General features: G+C 40.7%; 16 protein-coding genes. 10 read left to right on the top strand and 6 right to left on the bottom strand.

The features are described from left to right. Positions 1-381: 381 nt before the first annotated feature. Entirely contained in the window at positions 382-5,319 is a 4,938-nt protein-coding gene (locus J8L86_RS21260) for a S8 family serine peptidase (RefSeq protein WP_282098405.1), read from the top strand. 100 nt (positions 5,320-5,419) lie between these two features. Here J8L86_RS21260 and rsuA read toward each other — a convergent pair whose 3' ends face one another. Next, positions 5,420-6,109, bottom strand: a complete 690-nt coding sequence (gene rsuA / locus J8L86_RS07850) for a 16S rRNA pseudouridine(516) synthase RsuA (protein ID WP_065108728.1) — start codon at positions 6,107-6,109, stop codon at positions 5,420-5,422. 320 nt (positions 6,110-6,429) lie between these two features. Here rsuA and J8L86_RS07845 point away from each other — a divergent pair, with 320 nt between their 5' ends. The 4 genes from J8L86_RS07845 to J8L86_RS07830 all read left to right on the top strand — a co-directional run bounded on the left by J8L86_RS07845 (position 6,430) and on the right by J8L86_RS07830 (position 10,702). Continuing rightward, positions 6,430-8,499 (top strand): M13-type metalloendopeptidase, encoded by a 2,070-nt coding sequence (locus tag J8L86_RS07845; RefSeq protein ID WP_211029752.1) that lies wholly within the window; start codon positions 6,430-6,432, stop codon positions 8,497-8,499. 286 nt (positions 8,500-8,785) lie between these two features. After that, positions 8,786-9,580: a RelA/SpoT domain-containing protein gene (locus J8L86_RS07840; RefSeq protein ID WP_211029750.1), complete on the top strand. Its 795-nt coding sequence runs from the start codon at positions 8,786-8,788 to the stop codon at positions 9,578-9,580. A gap of 150 nt (positions 9,581-9,730) precedes the next feature. Beyond that, entirely contained in the window at positions 9,731-10,135 is a 405-nt protein-coding gene (locus J8L86_RS07835; protein ID WP_055026254.1) for an SMI1/KNR4 family protein, read from the top strand. 66 nt (positions 10,136-10,201) lie between these two features. Next, positions 10,202-10,702 (top strand): DUF4447 family protein, encoded by a 501-nt coding sequence (locus J8L86_RS07830; protein ID WP_055026255.1) that lies wholly within the window; start codon positions 10,202-10,204, stop codon positions 10,700-10,702. Between the two features lie 67 nt (positions 10,703-10,769). Here the strand turns inward: J8L86_RS07830 and J8L86_RS07825 are convergent, their stop codons facing one another. Together J8L86_RS07825 and J8L86_RS07820 are read right to left on the bottom strand one after the other, a co-directional pair. Beyond that, on the bottom strand, positions 10,770-11,429 hold the full coding sequence (locus tag J8L86_RS07825; RefSeq protein WP_211029748.1) for a glutathione S-transferase family protein: 660 nt from the start codon (positions 11,427-11,429) through the stop codon (positions 10,770-10,772). Between the two features lie 449 nt (positions 11,430-11,878). After that, complete coding sequence (locus tag J8L86_RS07820) at positions 11,879-12,100, bottom strand: hypothetical protein (protein WP_065108733.1); 222 nt, start codon at positions 12,098-12,100, stop codon at positions 11,879-11,881. Between the two features lie 138 nt (positions 12,101-12,238). Between J8L86_RS07820 and J8L86_RS07815 the strand changes: the two genes are divergently transcribed. Both J8L86_RS07815 and J8L86_RS07810 read left to right on the top strand, forming a co-directional pair. After that, on the top strand, positions 12,239-13,507 hold the full coding sequence (locus tag J8L86_RS07815) for a divalent metal cation transporter (RefSeq protein WP_211029746.1): 1,269 nt from the start codon (positions 12,239-12,241) through the stop codon (positions 13,505-13,507). Positions 13,508-13,667: 160 nt separating this feature from the next. Continuing rightward, the gene (locus tag J8L86_RS07810; protein ID WP_055026258.1) at positions 13,668-14,132 is read left to right on the top strand and encodes a DUF1456 family protein; all 465 of its coding nucleotides are present in this window, start codon (positions 13,668-13,670) and stop codon (positions 14,130-14,132) included. A 61-nt stretch (positions 14,133-14,193) separates the two neighbouring features. Here the strand turns inward: J8L86_RS07810 and J8L86_RS07805 are convergent, their stop codons facing one another. Continuing rightward, positions 14,194-14,781, bottom strand: a complete 588-nt coding sequence (locus J8L86_RS07805) for a hypothetical protein (protein ID WP_211029745.1) — start codon at positions 14,779-14,781, stop codon at positions 14,194-14,196. A gap of 23 nt (positions 14,782-14,804) precedes the next feature. On the opposite strand from J8L86_RS07805, the gene J8L86_RS07800 reads away from it, so the two are divergent. Both J8L86_RS07800 and J8L86_RS07795 read left to right on the top strand, forming a co-directional pair. Further along, positions 14,805-14,942: a hypothetical protein gene (locus J8L86_RS07800; RefSeq protein WP_156669117.1), complete on the top strand. Its 138-nt coding sequence runs from the start codon at positions 14,805-14,807 to the stop codon at positions 14,940-14,942. A 157-nt stretch (positions 14,943-15,099) separates the two neighbouring features. Beyond that, positions 15,100-16,788: an NAD-dependent malic enzyme gene (locus J8L86_RS07795; RefSeq protein WP_055026260.1), complete on the top strand. Its 1,689-nt coding sequence runs from the start codon at positions 15,100-15,102 to the stop codon at positions 16,786-16,788. Between the two features lie 68 nt (positions 16,789-16,856). Here J8L86_RS07795 and J8L86_RS07790 read toward each other — a convergent pair whose 3' ends face one another. Further along, on the bottom strand, positions 16,857-17,540 hold the full coding sequence (locus J8L86_RS07790; RefSeq protein ID WP_065108737.1) for a Crp/Fnr family transcriptional regulator: 684 nt from the start codon (positions 17,538-17,540) through the stop codon (positions 16,857-16,859). Between the two features lie 30 nt (positions 17,541-17,570). Continuing rightward, positions 17,571-18,005 (bottom strand): DUF3069 domain-containing protein, encoded by a 435-nt coding sequence (locus J8L86_RS07785; protein ID WP_055026262.1) that lies wholly within the window; start codon positions 18,003-18,005, stop codon positions 17,571-17,573. 410 nt (positions 18,006-18,415) lie between these two features. On the opposite strand from J8L86_RS07785, the gene J8L86_RS07780 reads away from it, so the two are divergent. Further along, entirely contained in the window at positions 18,416-20,248 is a 1,833-nt protein-coding gene (locus J8L86_RS07780; protein WP_211029742.1) for a tetratricopeptide repeat-containing diguanylate cyclase, read from the top strand. Positions 20,249-20,327: the final 79 nt, after the last annotated feature.

The following is a 20,327-nucleotide window of genomic DNA, read 5'->3' as shown; positions in this document are numbered from 1 at the left end:
CAATATTAGTGTTACCTTAGTAACAATGACCTTATCAAAAGCAAATAACTAATCAATCGAGAAACCCACATCAAGCTGTGACCATTTGTATCAAAATCTACACTTAAGATGCAATTGCAACAACAAACTGCAAAGTGTATCCCAATAACATCTTATTTTTACGGCAACTTTTATATCTTTAAAAACATGCAGTTAAAACAATTAACAAACAAATAACATTTAATTAACCCTATTTTGAACGATGCATTTCACCAATTATGCATTCCTTTTGAGCATTTATGCATAGCCCAAAGATATTGGAAGTCGGCTCACCATATCGATAAAAAGGTTGGGACAGGATTGTGCTTGACCTGTTCAAACAACAATAATAGGGAAGGTTTCATGAAACTAAAAAAAATAAGTCTAATGACGATGGCTGCAATATATGCAGCAGGGGCTGGCGCCGTTGCCACTCCCCCTCAGCATGCGGGGCCATTATCACTTCAAGGCATAGATATTAAGCCTGTTGATATTTCCAATGAGGAATATCAACAAATGCAAGAGATTCAAACTAAGATATTAAATCGCCCAGGTTTAACGACTGGTCCAAACCAGCACCGTGTAACCAACTCTATTGTAAAGACCCCTTTTCATATAGAGTCTGATCTAGCAGCTGGAGAGCACACCTATATTATCCAACTCGCTGAGCAACCTGTCGCAACCTATGATGGCAGTATTGCAGGATACTCAGCTACAGCCCCAGCAATTTCACCGCAGCAATTTGGCAAACAAACAAAAGCTAAAATCAATGTCCAATCGTCTGCTAGTAAAAGCTATGTCAATTATCTACAAACTCAACAAGCAAGTATTCAATCTGAAATCAGTAGCAAAATTGGTGTAGCTGCAGATATCCGTCAATCATACTTATATGCCTTTAACGGTATGAGTATGCAACTAACACAAGCCCAAGCCGCTAAAGTTGCAGCGTTAAGTGGCGTTCAAGCTGTTACACGTTCTGTCGTATTAGAGCTACATACTGATGTTGGCCCTCAACACATTGGCGCAGATCAAATCTGGAATGGTAGTGTGACTGGTGGAACTGAGTTTACAGGTGCTGGTATTAAAGTCGGGATTCTAGATACCGGCATTAACTCAAACCACCCTTCATTCACCGCTATGGGCGATGACGGCGTAGCTATCGTTAACCCGCTAGGTAGTGGTAATTATGTGGGTGATTGTGAATTATCCGAATTTGCTGACATGTGTAATGACAAGTTAATCGGTATTCGTTCATATGCTGAAATTACTGATACATATGGCGACCCAGCATTCAAAGGTGAAGGTTGGTGGGGAAGCTGGGACAGAGCACGTCCAGCAAATGGTGAAGATTATAACGGTCATGGCTCACATACTGCTTCAACCGTTGCGGGTAACGTCTTATTTGATGTCGCTTATCAAGTTTCAGAAGCAGGTTACGGAGATGAGATCACAGGTCGTGACACTGAGCTTGTATTCCCACGAGTATCAGGCGTAGCCCCCCATGCAAATATTATCTCTTATCAGGTTTGTTGGGCAGGTGGTCAAGGCGACCCTTATGCAGGTTGTCCCCAAGAAACGACTCTGAAAGCCATTGATGATGCCATTGCCGATGGTGTTGATGTCATCAACTACTCTATTGGTGGTTCAGAGCAATTCCCGTGGACGGCACCAACTGAGCTTGCATTTCTTGCTGCACGTGAAGCGGGAATATCAATTGCCGCTTCTGCTGGTAATGCCGGCGAGTACTGGATGGATCATGTATCACCTTGGGTCACAAGCGTAGCAGCATCTACCCATGGTCGTGTTATTACGTCAAATCCTAAAACCATTGATGCCTTTGAAGGTGGTGAAGAAAGCCCTAGCCCTTGGGGACCAATGAGTGCAGCTTCAATTACAGGAGCTTACACCGGACCAGTTGTATTAGCTGCTGATTACAATAGCGAAAATGCTAGCTGTGATACTCCTTTTGCTGCAAATACTTTTACCGCATATCCAGATGGTAGTGCCTTAACAGAAATGCCTATTGTCGTCTGTCAACGCAGCGATCAAGCCCGTGCAGCCAAAGCTGATAATATCCTCGCTGGCGGTGCTGGCGGTATGATCCTTTATAATATTCAACAAGACTGGGAATACCCTGATTATTCAGTCGTTAAGGTAGAAGATTATTATTCTGTACCTACGGCACATATTGCTGCTTATGATGGTGAAAAAGTTGTCACTTGGCTATCTTCAGGTACTGGACACCGTGCAAGTTTAAGTGATGCATCTCTATTCACTGAAATGGGTGAAAGTGATTTACTAGCAGACTTCTCATCTAGAGGTCCAAGCACAACTAACCCGAATGTGATGGCTCCAACCGTTGCAGCGCCAGGTGTTGATGTGTTTGCAGCTTATGCAAATGACCGTCTATTTACATTAGATGGTTTTGGCATGAACTGGGCTGCGATCAGTGGTACTTCAATGGCTTCACCGCATGTTGCAGGTGCAATGGCATTGATCAAAAATGCACACCCTGACTGGACCCCTGCTGAAATACAATCAGCATTGACCACTACGGCAACTGAAGCTGAATTTAGTTACGATCAAGGTGGCGCTGGTGTCATTAATGTCGCAGCTGCAATCAATGCTTCATTAGTGTTAGATGAAACCATTGAAAACTACACCAATGCTAACCCAATGGCCGGTGGTGATGTTACATCGCTTAACACGCCTTATATTGTTAACCGCGAATGTAAAGGAAGCTGTAATTGGTTCCGTACAGTAACAGCGACTGAAGACGGTAGCTGGAATGTGACTGCCGAAGAAATGGGTTATACAGGTGCATCGTTACTTGATTTAACCGTGACGCCAGCAAATTTCTCACTTCAAGCGGGTGAAACCCAGAGAATCATGCTGACAGCTAAACTTCCTGATGTAGATTTTCAGTCTGATTCCCCTATGGGGCCAGGTAATACTGATGGCTATACTTTCTATGGTAAATTAGCCCTAACACCTAGTGATAGCAGCAAACCTGTACAAACTATTCCTGTTATTACCACTTACAAAAAAGCAGATATTCCAGTAAATATCCATGCTGAGTTTGGACGCGAGCAAGGCTCAATGTTAACGCCTGAGATGATCTTACCTGCATCATCTTCAACCGCTATCACCGTGTATGGTATGGCGACGGGTGAGCAAAAAGAGTACGAGCTAAAAATGAATGAGCAGTGGCCATGGGAGATTGAAGATTCGCTACCAACGGCAGATTCTCAAATTGGTTACCGCATGTTTAATGTGCCTGAAGGTACAAAACGTTTGGTTGTCGAAATATCAGAAGAGGATCATGAGATTAGATATGCTTCTCGAATAGACTTAGGTCGTGATATCAACAACGATGGTAAAATCCAATGGGCTGACGAAACGATCTGTATCTCAGACTGGAGACAGCAAGATTATTGTGCGATTAATAATCCAGAACCCGGTCAATATTGGTATCTCGTCACCAATATGAAATGGGGAACAGGTTGGTTTGACCCTTACAATAGAGCTGACCGCATTGTCACTAACGTTGTTACGATTAGTGATGAAGTGAGCTCAGAAATGGTCGTTGAAAGTGTTGAAAGCAATGGTTTTGACCCAGTTAACTTATCACTTAATTGGAATATGCCTGATGCAGTTGAAGGTGAGATATATCATGGTGTTATCGAATTAGGTACTGACTCTGCGAACATTGACGATATCGGCATGTTGCCATTACGTCTAACTCGTACAACAGATGAAGTGGTATTAAATAGCAGCCATACAGGTGCAAGAGTTGGCGATGTAGTCGATTTTGAGATTATCCACGATGCTAACTTAAATGGTTTAGAGCGTGAATTAAGCCTCAATGTTGCAATACCTGAAGGGATGACTTTAGTTGAAGGCTCGCTACGTGGTAATGAGTTCTTTGAAACTCTCGATACGACAGCTGAGGCTAATGTCATTAACATTAGCGGTATTCAAGCTTCTTCAAGAGATTCTGAGCGTCGCTATGAATTCACTACAAGTCTTGAAAATGAAATGTGTCGTCTACCATTCACAGATGCAACGCACTTCCTCGACTTACCCAGCATAGGTGTACAGCAGTTACCAGGCTTTAGTAATGCTTGGGATCAAATGTTCGAAATCCCTGACTTTATTGGATACGACAATTATTTCCCACATATCCCATTATATGGTGTTGAGGCGAAAGATACTGACAATATCATCACGATTCAAGGCGATGGTCTGATGAGATTTGATGCACATGCATTATTTTCTTACGCTGGTGAATCATTGAAATATGACGGTGCTCGAGATTTAATGATTGCTCCATTTTGGTTAAGAGATGGTGTATCAATTAATGAAAGTGGTATTGATTTCGGGACTTTCCTTCCATATGAATATGGCGTTTATGCTGCTGCATTAAATCAAGGGCAGTATCTAGCGATTCAATGGAAGAGAATGTACGCTTCAATCGCTGGTGCCTGGGGTAATGAAGTCGATTACAGCACGCATTACGACTTTACGATGCTAGCTTCTTCAAACATTGATTTCACACCTAATACCTATGAAATCATGTTCGCCTATAAGGAAATGAACCAAGATAAAGGCGAGCATACTGTTGGCTTAAAAGGTTATGAAGGTGTTCGTGGCTTCTATTACCCAGTGAACGGTTATAACTTTGACGAATTCGCAATTAATGAACCTGAAAAGTTAACAAGTGACATGGTCATTTGTGCTAACTATCAAGGTCCTGAAAGCACTCGTCTTGTGACTCGTTTTTCAGCAATGGTCAATACCGCTGCTGTAGGCAGTGACAATGAAGTGACATTAACCTCTGACTTAACCAATGCCAACACTGTTGTTCGTACTCTATCAGTGCCTGTGAATAGCAATATCACAGTGTTTAATATCGCTAATCACGAAATGGCTGAAAATGAAGTTATGGAAGGATTGACTGTTGAATACATGCACAGTGAAAATCGTGCGGTTGCGATGATGGCATCGGGAGAAAATGTTTCTATTGAAGTAGACGGAATGAGCTTTAATATCACTCCAGATACTGATTGGCATGGCGAAACTGAAATAACAGTGACCGTTATGGATTCAGCAAACCAACATGATCAAGCCAGTACTAGCTTCATGTTAATGGTTAATTCTGATGGTGTAGACCCAACTCCACCACCTTCGGAAGTCGCACCGGATGATGCTACTAAGTCTGATTCTGGCGGTAGCATGGGGATCTTTAGTCTGATTTTAGTCGGTTTATTAGGCGCAGCACGTCGCCGTAAACTACACTAAAATAGCGTTCCAAAACTAGTGTTTGGGCCTTCTTTAAAGAAGGCCCTTTTTTATGTTCGTGATTAAATTAGCGGAACCTGTTCAAACAAATCAACGTAGATTAAACAGATTTCACTTCATCATCAGTAAGGTAACGCCACTCACCTTCTAACAGGTCATCTTCCATTTCAATTTTACCTATGGCTTCACGATGCAGATTAATCACCTTATTGCCCACAGCTGCAAACATACGTTTCACTTGGTGATACTTACCTTCACTTATGGTTAGTCTGGCATGAGTAGCATCAATAATGTCAAGTATCGCTGGTTTAGTTAGGCCATCTTCATTTCGTAATTGGACACCTTCAGCAAAAGTCTCAATTAACGCTTCATCCAGTGGTTCAGCGACTTCAACATAGTAGCGTTTGCCACAGTCTTTTTTAGGTGAGGTAATCTTGTGAGACCACAAGCCATCACTGGTAATTAATACAAGACCGGTTGTGTCCACGTCCAAACGCCCAGCAATGTGTAACGTCTCAACTTTTTCGATATCCATTAAACTCAAAACAGACTGGTACTCTTCATCAATAGTTGAGCAAATCGTATCGACAGGCTTATTCATCATAATGTAGCGTTCGCCAATAACCTCGATTTTGCGTCCTTCAATGCAAACCTCAGTATCAGTGCCCACTTTAAAGCTGGCATCTTTAATCACGACGCCGTCACAGGTCACTTCACCTGACTTCAATACTCTTTTTGCTAATGAGCGAGTCAGCTCAGTACTTTCACAGATAAATTTATCTAAACGCATTACTACAACCAATTACCAAGTCTAATGGGTCACTATTATGAGGGCTCAATGAATAAATGAACATCAAATCTTCCACAACCTGTGTTGAGCGGTAATTTTTAGTTACATATCTCCCTGCTAAAAGCTCACATTTTATCAACAAAAGTGGCTAATCCACTTGTTAATTGCCCTTTTGAGCACTTAACATGGACTTCACAACTATAAAGACTGATTTTCTATTTGCACTTTCTTGTTTTAACTCCAATAAACAGAAAGGGTAAATGAAAAGTCAGCATTCAAAGTCCATGAAGGGCTTATTATTACAATGCAAAGGAAACAACATGAAAAAGCTTGTTATTGGAGGACTTTGCGCCTCTTTGATCGCTGGACTCAGCGCATGTACAAATGAAGTTGAAAATACATCTAAAACGGCGACAGCAGAAGCTGTTCAAGCGGCGTTAACTTCAGGGATTGATTTTCAAAATATCGACAAGTCAGTTCGTCCTCAAGATGACTTTTATGAATACGTAAACGGAACCTGGTTAAAAACGGCTGAGATCCCAAGTGATCGTACTAATATTGGTGCGTTTTACGATTTACGTGAGAATGCCCGTGAAGACGTTAAAGCCATTATTGAAGAAGTGGCTGCAATGCCAACTCTAACGGCTGGCTCAGACGAGCAAAAAGTCGCTGATTTATACCGTTCTTTCATGGACGTTGAGACATTAAATAAATTAGGTGTCACACCTATTCAAGCTGAATTTGATAAAATCGCCGCGATTGATTCAAAAGCTGACTTAACTAACTTTTTTGCTTACAGCCAAGTGAACGGTTTCGGTACCCCTTTGGCGTTTTACGTTAACGTTGATGCCAAAGACTCAACTCGTTATGCCACGCATATTTGGCAATACGGTCTAAGCCTGCCTGAAAAAGACTACTACTTTAATACCGAAGAGCGCTTCGTTAATATCCGTAATGAATTCGTCGCCCATATTGAGAAAATGTTCAATTTAGCAGGTCTTGAAAATGGTAAAGCGGCAGCTGAATCAATTTTAGCCCTTGAAACAGCCATTGCAGAAAAGCATTGGGATGTGGTTGAAACACGTGACAGCACCAAAACATACAACAAAATGATGGTGTCTGAATTAGCTGAAATAGCACCAAACATTGACTGGAAGCAATACTTAGCCACTATGGGCGTTGCTGAGCAAAAAGATATCATTATCAACCAACCAAGCTATGTTAGCGGCCTAAGTGACGTGATTGGTGAAACTGATTTAGCAACACTTAAAACCTACATGACATGGAATGTGTTAACCCACGCAGCAAGTAACTTATCTGAAGAAATTGACGCCGAAAACTTTGCCTTTTTCTCTAAAACCTTAAATGGTCAAGAGCAACAAGAGCCTCGTTGGAAGCGCGGTGTAAATACCGTGAGCGGCACTTTAGGCGAAGTCGTTGGTAAAGTGTATGTTAAGCGTCACTTCACCTCTGCAGCTAAAGAGCGCATGAGTGAGTTAGTTGAAAACCTTCGCGGCGCATACGGCACAAGTATTGATTCACTGGATTGGATGAGTGCAGATACAAAAGTTGCAGCAAAAGACAAACTGGCCAAGTTTAACCCTAAAATTGGCTACCCTGATAAGTGGAAAGACTACAGTAAGTTAACCATTAAAGGTGATGATTTAGTCGGCAATGCACAACGTGCAAGCGTTGAAAGCCACAATAAAGATATCGCAAAATTGGGCGGCCCAATTGATAAAGGTGAGTGGCACATGACGCCGCAAACCGTTAATGCTTACTACAACCCAACCATGAATGAAATTGTATTCCCAGCGGCAATCTTACAACCGCCATTTTTCAATATGCAAGCTGATGATGCTGTTAACTACGGTGGTATTGGTGCCGTAATTGGTCACGAAATGGGTCATGGCTTTGACGATCAAGGTGCTAAGTTTGATGGCGAAGGCAACATGCGTGATTGGTGGACAGAATCTGATTTAGAAGCCTTCACTGCGAAAGGGAAAGCGCTAGTATCACAATACAACGGTTATCAAGTATTTGATGACTTACACGTGAATGGTGAACTCACCTTAGGCGAAAACATTGGGGATTTATCCGGTGTCACTATTGCCTATAAAGCTTACAAAATGTCGCTAGATGGCAAAGAAGCACCTGTCATTGACGGTCTAACAGGTGATGAGCGTTTCTTCATGGGCTTTACTCAAATTTGGCGAGTAAAGATGAAAGAAGAAGCATTACGTAACCGTGTTGCGACAGATCCTCATTCACCTGGTCATTTCCGTGCATTAGGTGCACTGTCAAACATGCCTGAGTTTTACAGCACTTATGACGTAAAAGAAGGCGATAAAATGTATATCGAACCTGCTAAACGCGTCAAAATTTGGTAATGCTATAGAGCAATTGTTATTCATAAAGGAATAGCTGAATATCTAAAGGACATCTTATAGATGTCCTTTTCTTTTTCTAGAAAATAGAAATTAGACCCCTACAAAAATCCTCCTTCACACTATTTACACTGACTTTGTAAAGAAGCGTAAACCCTCCGAAACTCGGCAAAATATTCAGCATTGATTCAGCTTCAACCAGCTAAAGTAATCCCATATCTCAAAAGGGTTAGATGATTAACTCCGTTTACTGAATGCACTCAATGTTATCGAGTCTGTGGTATTGCAAATGAATAGAATTTTTCGAACTTTTTTTATCTTTTTATTATTACTAACAACCCGTAATGCTATTGCTGTAACGGTTGATACTAGCGCAGAAAAACCAATTTATGATGTTAGTCATGCTCTAGTCAATGATTTAGACAATCTATTTAATTTAGCCAGCACAGCAGGTGCAGCCCCAATACAATATACCGATAACCTAGACCAACTGTATGAACGCGCACCGCTAGCAAAAAATGAACTTAGCCGTTTATTAAACGACATCAGCCAAACTTGCCATACACAAGTGATAATCCCTGAGATAAAAACCTATCAACGTGCGCAGCAAAAGATTCAACGTAAATTTGAGGGTGATGCGAGTTATATTACCGATATTGCCAGAGCCACACTGGTTGCAGATGATGTCAGCACCCTGATGCGCAGTTATCACGCCCTTAACCAAAGCACTGAAGTTGTTCAGGTTAAAAACCGCTTTGCTGAGCCAAAAGCATCTGGTTACCGCGACGTAAACCTGCTGGTTAAACTGCCAGAGTCTGAAATGATCGTAGAAGTGCAATTACACTTAGCTAAAATTGCAGACATCAAAAGTGGCCCAGAACATCAGGTATATCAGCAAATTCAACAAATTGAGGATATTGCTCAAGCCGAGCACCGTCCATTGAATGACTTCGAAATGATGCAAATTGTGCATTTACGTCAGTCATCTCACAAGCTTTACCACAAAGCATGGCTTAGCTATAAACGCCAAAGTCTTGCTCAATTTGACCCAACTCATATAGGAGACCAACCCCAAGCGGCTTAAGGCCACTATTTTCCAGTTTCAACGTTTGCCCCCTTCCTTTCGCACCTTACTTTAAGGTGCATTTTTTTGCGTTTTTGCCAGTGAGATAATTGGTTAACAGCGTTAATCAAGCTATACTCCCGCCATTATTGCCGATAACGGGAAAGACTGATGAATGACGTCATCGAAATGCTTCAAGAGTTAAGTGAAACGGTTCCTGTACCACTTGAATTACCGACTTTCGAGCAACTGGTTGAAGTGGAAGAACAGATATTAATTTCACTACCAAATGATTTAAAAGAATACCTGCTTTTTGGCAGTGATGTAATTTATGGCGCCATTGAAATGGTGACAGCATCAGACCCTTACTCGCACACTTACTTACCAGAAGTCACGAGCTACGCATGGTCTGTAGGTATGCCAAGAGAATACATTGCTATCTGCCAGCAAGGGGATAACTTTTACTGTATCGACCAAGAAGCCAATATTCGTTTTTTCAAAAACGGACGTATGGCAGACATCATGTGGGAATCGTTATGGGATTGGATTCAAGACATCTGGCTTAAACGCAAATAGAGACTTGTTAGTGAATACTTTCCCCTTGCAAATTAAGACTGCAAAACAGATTAAATAGGAAATACCATGGCTAAATCAAACGCCCTAAACGCAATTGAAATGAAGTGTTTACGCTTATCATTGGGCTTGAACGTAGAACAAATTGCTGAGCTAACTAAAACTACAGCAGATGCTGTCACTGCATGGGAAGCGGGTGAAGCCGATGCGCCTGAAGTTGCACAAAAGAAGTTGCTTGAAATCGAAGATACGATTGAAATGCAGGTCCTTAATACCACTGACGGTATTGAAGCTTTATTTAAAACTGAGCCTAAACGCCGTTTAGCATTTGTGGTCTACCCAACACAAGCGATTTATACTCAGTATAATCCTGAGTTTTTAAGCTCACTGCCTTTCACAGAGCTTTATAATACTGCCGCTTGGCGCATCAAAAAAGAGTGCCAAATTGTACTTGAAGTAGAAGTGAGCCTCGTACCGCTTGAGGTTGAAGCTTATAAAAGTTACCGCGCAGACAGCGGCATGAGCGAGTCTCGTGAAAGTCGAGCTAAATGGGCTGCAACGCAACTTTAGTCCATCTGTGCCATGTAAAAAGGAAGCAATTGCTTCCTTTTTTGTTGTCATTTATTCATGTTAATCGCTACTCTTCTTGCACAGCTTTAGCAATTTTTTCTGACTTTTCTAATGCAGATGTCATTGCAGGGCGCTGCTTCACTCTATCGCGATAAGCTGCAAGTTTTGGCGGAATCGTTTGCTCAAATACGGTTGCCCACAATAAAGTTTGCGTCAGTAAAATATCCGCAATGGTTAATTCATCCCCACAGACATAACCAGTCTCTGGCACCCATAATTCGGCAATGTTAGCGGCTTTATCAAATTCAAATTTAGCAACTGGTAACATGGCATCTAAACGCTGTTCTTCTGGCAGAGCAAAACGGTGTTTGCCCATACTCCATAACGGCTGTTCTAACTCACATATGACAAAACTCACCCACTGATGGTGCAAGCCTGCTTGCTTGCTGCCTGGTTCTGGTAAAAATTTACCCTTGCCGTACTTCTCTGCAAGGTATTGCAAAATAGCGGCTGATTCTGTCAGCACAAAGTCGCCATCGGTAATCACTGGCATTTTACCGCTTGGATTAAGGCTTAAAAATGCCTCGCTACGGTTATCACCTTTAGCAAAATTAAGGAATCTAAACTCCCATTCAACACCTAACTCTTCCAGTAACCATGATACTCTCAACGCTCTACTTCGGGGCGTGCCATATAAGATGATGCCAGTGCTTACTTCTACGTTCATGTTTTTTCTTCCTATGATGAGTTGTCGGTCCGCTTAACAAATGATTGAAAATCAGCTTTCATTAATAGTAAACAAAATAACAGTGCCAGATAGTCCACTTAAAGTAAAAGACGAGCCTGTGGCTCGTCTTACTATTTTCTAGTTTTAAGCTAGGGCCAGTTGATCTTTCAAGGTTATTTTTGCAGCGAATTGTTGACCATTTATACAAGGAAGAGACTTTGTGGTGTAGTTATTCTACATAAAAAGTCTATAACGCAGTAAAAATGGCCAACAAACGCTGCCCAAAGGGGTCGAGTAAAAGCGTTTTACTCTTTGTTGGATGAATTTTGCTTAGATGACTAGGCATCAATCCATCCGCCTCAATTAAAACGCTTTTATTTCGAACAAAACTTAACCAGCAAAGATCAACTGGCCCTAACATATGATCATTAAGTTAAAACTGAAATGTGTTAAAACTGATACGTCACTTTACCGTACCATAAAGCCCCAATAGCCGAATGAGTCGCCTGATCGTATCCCATGAAATCAGCAGCACTAAACAACGTTTGTAATGACTTGTTCGACCTTAACCAAACTGAGCTAAACCACTCCCATGTTTGTTTGCAATTATAGTTAAACTTTCCAGTAGACAATGCTTTATGATGCATTACTTCACTAGATACTAAACCCAATCGCGTCTCTCCATTTGTTGCGCAAGAGTTTCAAAATCATTTGTAAACACAATGTTACTTTTTCAATTAAGAAAAATATGACATAGTCGTAAGCTAATATTTATTAACGTTTTATTTCTATTAATTAAAAAGAAAATCATGCCGAAAAATAAAACCATAACCGATAGCCAATTTTCTACATCGACATTATTGGCCAGTTTAGGCCCTGGAATATTAATGGCGGCAGCAGCAATCGGCGCGTCACACTTGGTTTCTTCTACTCGAGCTGGCGCAGAGTTTGGCTGGCAATTGGCATGGGTGGTTTTGCTGGTTAATCTGCTTAAATACCCGTTTTTTGCTGCTGGCGCCCGCTATACCGCAGCGACAAACGAAAGCCTACTACACGGCTATTTAAAACAAGGTCGTGGTTATTTATTGATGTTCACTTGCCTCAATACTATTGCAGCTATTGCCAGTACTGCAGGGGTGTGTATGTTAACCGCTGCCATGTTGACTCAATTTATTCCTTTACCCATCGATATCCTGGCATTTTTAGTTCTTATCAGTTCCCTTGCATTATTAATCCTTGGCCATTATCAACTCCTCGATAAATTGACCAAAGTCATTATGCTAGCACTAACTTTAACGACCTTAGTGGCAGTGGCACTGGCGTGGCAACACTATCAAGGCCCGATAGTCACAGAGCAAAAGGTGAGCCCATGGCAATGGGCTTATGTTGGTTTTTTAGTGGCAATGATGGGTTGGATGCCTGCGCCAATTGAAGTCAGTGCGTGGAACTCCCTTTGGTTACTTGAAAAGAAAAAGACCCAAACTATTTCTAGTAAACAGGCTATATTTGACTTCAACTTAGGCTTTGTTGTCACTGCAATTTTAGCGATTATTTTCCTCGCATTAGGTGCGTTAGTCATGCATGGAAGCGGCGAAGTATTTTCAAGTTCTGGTGCTAAATTTGCCAGTCAGTTAGTGGATTTATATAGCGATGTCATGGGCGAAGAAACACGATATTTAATTGGTTTAGTCGCTTTTTTATGTATTTTCAGTACAACAGTGACCGTTATTGATGGTTATAGTCGCACCTTAGATATTGGTTGGCAGCTGTTAAATAACAAGCAAGATTGTACTAAAAGATTAACCAGAGTCATGTTATTGGTGTCCTCATTGGGGCTAGTATTGATTTGGTTCTTCAAAGGGGCATTATTGCCTTTACTTGAATTTGTCATGACATTGGCATTTCTAACCACAGTCATTTTTGCTTGGCTAAATTTAAGGTTGATGACCAGTGAGACACTTCCCGAGCAACACAGGTACGGTACAAAAATGAAAATACTCGCAGGGTTAGGCTTAGTCTATCTCTTTGGATTTTCATGCTTATTTATATACTGGAAACTCGCCATCCAGTCGTCGTGACCACAATAAATTTTTGTCTATAATGAAAGACGTCAATCTCATTGCAGATAATCTGAACTATTTGGCCTTTTTCAGGTATAATCCGCGTCCGATTTTTATTTAACGGCGATAAAACTAACTTTGCCGTTAAAAAACTGCGCAGCCGCGCCCAGAGACTTATATGATTAACAACGATATTATTCGCCGTCTACGTTTTGTATTTGATTATTCAAATGCCAAAATGATTAAGATTTTCGCTCAAGCCAATGTTGAAGTCAGCACAGATGAAATAATTAGCTTATTAAAAAAAGAAGCGGAAGAAGGCTACAAAGCCTGTAATGACAAGGTTATGTGTCAGTTCTTAGACGGACTAATTATCGAAAAGCGTGGTTTACGCCCGGGTAGTGAAGTTCCAGCACCAGTTAAAAACCTCACTAATAATTTAATTTTCAAAAAATTACGTATTGCACTAGAGCTTCGTGAAGATGATATTATTGAAATTTGTGGTTTAGCGGACTTTGTTATTGGCAAGTCAGAATTAGGAGCGTTATTCCGTAACCCTGACCACAAGAACTATAAGACATGTGGCGATCAGATTCTGCGTAATTTCTTACATGGCTTATCAATTAAACACCGTGGCGTGTAATCAAATTAGATAAACATTTACCTTGAAAGCACAGCATTGGCTGTGCTTTTTTGTGGCTTTTTTACCTCTTGTTTAATGCCACTTCATCCCAATAAACAACTTGTTTAAATGCTTGAGCTAATAGCGTATTAAGTTGCTCAAAACTTCTCACTTCTGTTTCTTCACCGCTAATACATGACCAAACAAATCGATGACAGTTATTTGTAAATAAATCATATTCCCGATATTGATAGATGGCTTGCTCTGCTCGAGCCAATGCTTTTGGCGCGACAAGGGGCTGATGTAAATGGTTACACGCTTGAAAAATACAACTACCGGTTCGTCCTTGTAAAAATCGCTTAGCCGATATCACTCGAATCAAACCGCTTCCGTGCAATTCAACTAAATGGTCATCCCCCACCCAAATACCTGTATGCTCAATCACACCAAAGACGAAACAACATACAATAGCCCCAGGGGCGGCATCAACTTTGGCGTCACCTTTATGCCAAATACTAGGAGTTAACGAGCTCACAGACTTACCATTAGGTACTTTGGGCGCGCGCCCCATACGACGTTCATGCTGAATTGTTTTTCGCTGCTGGCGATCATCAGCCAGCATGATTGCACCAATAGCGGCAGTACCGAGCCAAATAAGAGGAAGCGCCATTCTCACCCCATAGAGTTACCATCATGTCTATACACAGCATGGCACTTAACGACCATAATGTCAGAACCAAAAATGTTACGACATTTTGCAATCTTAATACTGCTGAATATGCCTATGCTTCATTTAACAAACACCAAGATGACTCTGACGTCACTATTTAGCTGAAAAAAAGTGTGAAATAGCTCACTTAACAGACCACAAAAAATCTTAGTTGTGTTAACCTTCATCGATAATTAAAAACGTCTATTTTTAGGCAGTCACAATTGGCTATTTATAGATAAAAATAACAGTCATTCGACACTGACAATAAGGTTTCCAATGGACGATAATAAACGCCCCCTCTATCTTCCTTTCGCAGGTCCAGCCATTCTTGAGTCTCCTTTGCTAAATAAAGGCACAGCCTTTAGTGAAGAAGAACGCATTTACTTTAACCTCGAAGGGCTTATTCCTTGGGTCATTGAAACCATTGAAGAACAAGCATCACGTGCTTACGAGCAATATAAAAGTTTTAGTAATGATTTGGATAAGCACATTTATTTGCGCAACATCCAAGACACTAACGAAACCTTATTCTACCGATTAGTTCGTAACCATATCAGTGAGATGATGCCTATCATCTACACCCCAACTGTGGGGCTCGCCTGTGAGCGTTTTTCAAAAAACTATCGTCGTAACCGTGGATTATTTATCTCATACGATAACAAAGATCGTATTGATGACATTCTCAATAATTCGACTCGCCATAAAGTAAAAGTCATTGTCGTAACAGATGGTGAGCGAATTTTAGGCTTGGGTGACCAAGGCATTGGCGGTATGGGGATCCCTATCGGTAAATTGTCGCTGTATACCAGCTGTGGCGGTATTAGTCCGGCTTATTGTCTTGCAATCACATTAGATGTGGGCACAGATAATCCTAATTTATTAGATGATCCTATGTACATGGGGTCGCGTCATCCTCGTATTGGCGGCGAAGAATACGCCGACTTTATTGAAGAATTTATGCAGGCGGTCAATCGTCGCTGGCCTGATGCACTGATCCAATTTGAGGATTTTGCGCAGAAAAATGCAATGCCGTTACTTGAGCGTTATAAAGACAGATTCTGTACTTTTAATGATGACATTCAAGGCACCGCTGCAGTTACCGTAGGCTCACTTCTCGCAGCATGTAAGGCAGCTGGAACCCAATTATGTCAACAACGTGTTGCCTTTTTAGGGGCTGGTAGCGCAGGTTGCGGTATTGCCGAGGCCATCGTGGCACAAATGGTGGCAGAAGGTATTTCTGACGAGCAAGCCCGTTCACAAGTGTTTATGGTCGACCGTTGGGGCTTGCTATTAGATAACATGCCTACTCTATTAGATTTCCAGAAAAAACTGGCTCAAAAAACGGTGAATGTTCAGCAATGGGATGGGTTTAGCGATCATATTTCATTATTGGATGTGGTTAATAACGCTAAACCAACTGTCTTAATTGGGGTTTCTGGCGCACCAGGTTTGTTCACTGAAGAAATCATTCGAGCAATGCACAGCCATTGCGAACGCCCAATTGTGTTCCCATTATCTAATCCAACAAGTCGTGTTGAAGCAACACCGAAAGACGTTTTGCATTGGACATCCGGTCAAGCACTCGTTGCCACAGGCAGTCCGTTTGAACCTGTTGTCATCGAAGGTGAAACCTATGAGATTGCTCAATGTAATAATAGCTTTATCTTCCCAGGTATTGGCTTGGGTGTATTAGCCAGCGGAGCAACCCGAGTTTCAGATGAAATGCTTATGGCATCAAGCCGTGCGCTTTCTGAATGCTCTCCTCTAGGTAAAAACGGCACAGGTTCATTACTCCCCGCCCTTGAAGACATTCAAGAGGTGAGTAAATACATTGCTTTTGCAGTTGCTAAAAAAGCCATTGAACAAGAACTGGCATTACCTTGCCCTGATGAGCTATTAACGCAGAAAATTGATAGTAATTTCTGGGAGCCTGAGTACCGTCGCTACCGACGCACTTCTTTCTAGTGCTGCAAATCAGCCACAAAAAAGCCTAGCTAAATTAGCTAGGCTTTTTTATATCTTCACAGGTAAATTTACATCACCACTCTGTCTTCTAAAGACTGAGCTAAGGCTGCATAATCATTGATATACAGCTTACCTCGAACCAATTCAATTAACCCTTCTTGAGCTAGTTTATTCAATACTTCATTGACTCTTGGTCGGCTAACGTTAGCGATTTCGCTAAGTTGTTGCTGGGTAATTTTAATTTCGATTCTAGGAATATTAGTCGACTTCTTACTTCGTACTAATTCCAATAAAAAGAACGCAATACGCTCTTCAATTCCATAGAAAGACAAATGCATACCTTGAACAATTTTGGGGCTATTTGTACGCATAATACTGTACAAAAGTTTGTAAACCTCATTGTTTCTTTTCGCCAACTCATTAAGTTCACTTTTTGGAAAAAACAAACTTTTGAGCGGCTCAAGTTCACAGGTGTATAAATTGATTTTGGGGTATATCTCAATAGCAACAGCACCCACCCACATTTGCTTACCAAAAATAAAGCTAGCTAATGGTCGGTTATCAATACTTGTCGTTGCAAATGTTCCTAATCCTTGAACACAATAATAAATACCGCGTTGTTGGTCACCGTCGATCAAAGTGGAATAACGATCAATTCCATCAATTTCGATAGCCAGATCCATGATTTCAGCTTTAGTGATTTCACTTAACTCACAAGGCCACTGGATCTGCTTAGTTGATAATAAAGACATTTACACTCCCAAAATGCGTAATCACTTGTCTTAAATAGCCATCACTTGTTTGAAGCTATTTAATAAAGAACGGTCAGTTCTTGCTTTCTTTAATTTCTTAATACTTTCTTTGAGTGACTGTTCGGCTAATCGGCCAAACACCCCATCATATTCTTTTTCATCGATCGCTTCGTCTGAGTCTGCTTCATCAGCAATTTCTTGAGCTACACGACTCAACTGCATCCAAGCATTGGCAATATAAAACCCATGAAACTCAGCTTGCGGCATCAATTTTTGCGCACTTGCAGGCAAACTCTGCCAACTTTTTTCAAATAAGCCTGCATTGTCTTGGATCAGTTCTTTAAATAAGCCTTCATAAGCCTCTAAAAGAGTTTCTGGCAACTTATCCATAGGCAAAACTTTATTTGCCACATTAAACGAAATCGCTTTTGCAGTAGCTTGATATTCAGCAGTTCTTTCAATCATTAATTATTTCTCAAGTTAAGATTTTTATTGTATTGCCGAGTAAAAATTCATTTTGCCACCCCAGATTCACCTAAAAAAATCTACTACCATTATTTTATTTTGGTATTTTTTCGCAATTATTTAAATGATGTTTGAGAAGGTTAACAAAGTGAATAGACACCTGACTAGTACATTTGTTTTAGTTTATAATAATTTAACTATTATACCCAAAACAAATGTTATTAAAGTAACACTAAGCAACTAATTTAATTAGTTTTAAGCACAAAATACATACATTGCATTTACTTTTAGCCGCTTGATTGAACAATTATAATTATATGCCATAATGGAATAATATTTATAAACAACATGAGAAAAACCTAATTAACACTCTGCTTAAATATGCACTCGCTTTCGCTATTAGCGTGTCTTTGCTAACTCAAGTAGCAACAGTAAGCAGCGCCTCCTCTCAACAACGAATAGATCAGTTATTTGAGATATTTTTTTTGGGAGAAGAAGGCGATCTTGAGTTATTAAATAAGTATCTTGCAGAGCTCGATCAATTAATCCCAGCTGACGATATAAAGCAACGTGAAAAGCTTATTCCACTCCAATGTTGGTACCATCCTTCTGAAACGACCGAAGAGTTTCAAAAAGCCATCAAGCATGCCGAAGTATTAATGGAGGCGCATCAAAAAAGCTATCCTTCAGAGCTGCATGCAGATTTATTATTATGCCGCGGTTCACATTACCAATATTCAGGTAAGCCGGAACAAGCGAAATTAGATTATGACGCAGCAATTAAAGAAGCGTATTTGATTGAAAATATGCGCTTAATAGCAGATGGCAGAAGCATGAGAGGCACCATGTTATCTTATGAAGGTGACTACACTGGTGCCCTTGAAGACCTAATCCCTGCTCAATCCATGTATGAACAACTCAACCTAGCTTACTGGGCACGGGTTAATTTAAGTGAAATAGCCAATAGCTATCGCCGTTTTGGCGACCCGCAAATGGCACTGACATATCAACTCAAACTTGAAAAAGCATACCTAGACAATAATCAGCTAGTAGAAGCGTTTGATACCAATACGCAAATAGCGTACTCCTATGAGGCATTAGGTGATAATCAATTGGCTTTAGAGCGACATCAAAAAAGTTACCAATATTGGCACCAACAAAAGAATTCACTTTCAGCTGCTGCTTCTGCTGTAGATATGGCAGGAATATTAATCAAGTTGAATCAAGTAGATGAAGCTGTTGAAATTTTAGAGCAAGCAGAAAATACAGTCACAATTGAATTTGATGGCCTTTTTAGTTTCATGAAATTATTCAGTGCCCAAGCGGCACTGATTAAACAACATCCCGAAAAAGCGCTGGAATATGCTGAAGAAGCTGAATCAGGATTTAATGTTAGCAATAACGATCGTGGGTTAAGCCAGCTATACACTCTACGAAATCAAATCTATTTATCCATTAAAGATTACCAATCTGCTCATCAAGCACTAACAGATTATCTCAACGTTCATCATAAGCTTGATCAACTCAGTCTAACGAGTCGAAATAGTGAAATGAGAGCACGGTTTAACACCGATAAAATTGAAGCTGAAAATCAAAACTTACTCTCAATACAGCTCATAAAGGAAAAAGAATTAGCAGCGCTTGAGCAAAACAAACGATTGCAAAACATTATCATTATATTGGTCGCGATCATTTTAATCATCGTGACCATATATGCGGTAAAACAAGTCAAGCGCAAACAAAAATTCAAAGATCTTGCATTGACTGATGAGCTCACGAAACTGGCTAACCGACGCCATACCTACGCGTTAGCTAAAACATATATTAACCAAGCAAAAACCGAGCATAGCCAATTTTCGGTTATTTCTTTTGATGCGGATCATTTCAAGAAAGTCAACGATACGCTAGGACATAACATTGGCGACAAAGTGTTGATAAAACTTGCTAAAATAGCAAAAGAGTTGATGCGTAAATCCGATACTGTTGGTAGAGTCGGAGGGGAAGAGTTCCTGATTTTATTACCTGGGGCAAATGAACAACAAGCTTATGATATCGCAAGTAGGCTTATTGTGAGAATTGCTGACGCTGATTGGGATACTATCGCGCCAGAGCTTAAACAAACGGTCAGTGCAGGCGTCACGCATTATCAAAATGGCGATAATTTTGAAAACATACTTTTGCGTGTCGATAATGCACTTTATCAAGCAAAATCTGCAGGAAGAAACTGCGTTAAAACGGTATAACACATTGCTGTGTCAACGACATTATTGGCCTTTTATAAACAAGATTACGAGTCCAATTATTAAACTCACTTTTTGTCTA

Origin of the sequence: Shewanella sp. MMG014 (genome assembly GCF_018100775.1) — a bacterium.
Classification (GTDB): Bacteria; Pseudomonadota; Gammaproteobacteria; order Enterobacterales; family Shewanellaceae; genus Shewanella; species Shewanella japonica.
The sequence above is the reverse complement of the archived record's forward strand: the minus strand, read 5'-3'. Positions and strand labels throughout refer to the sequence as shown.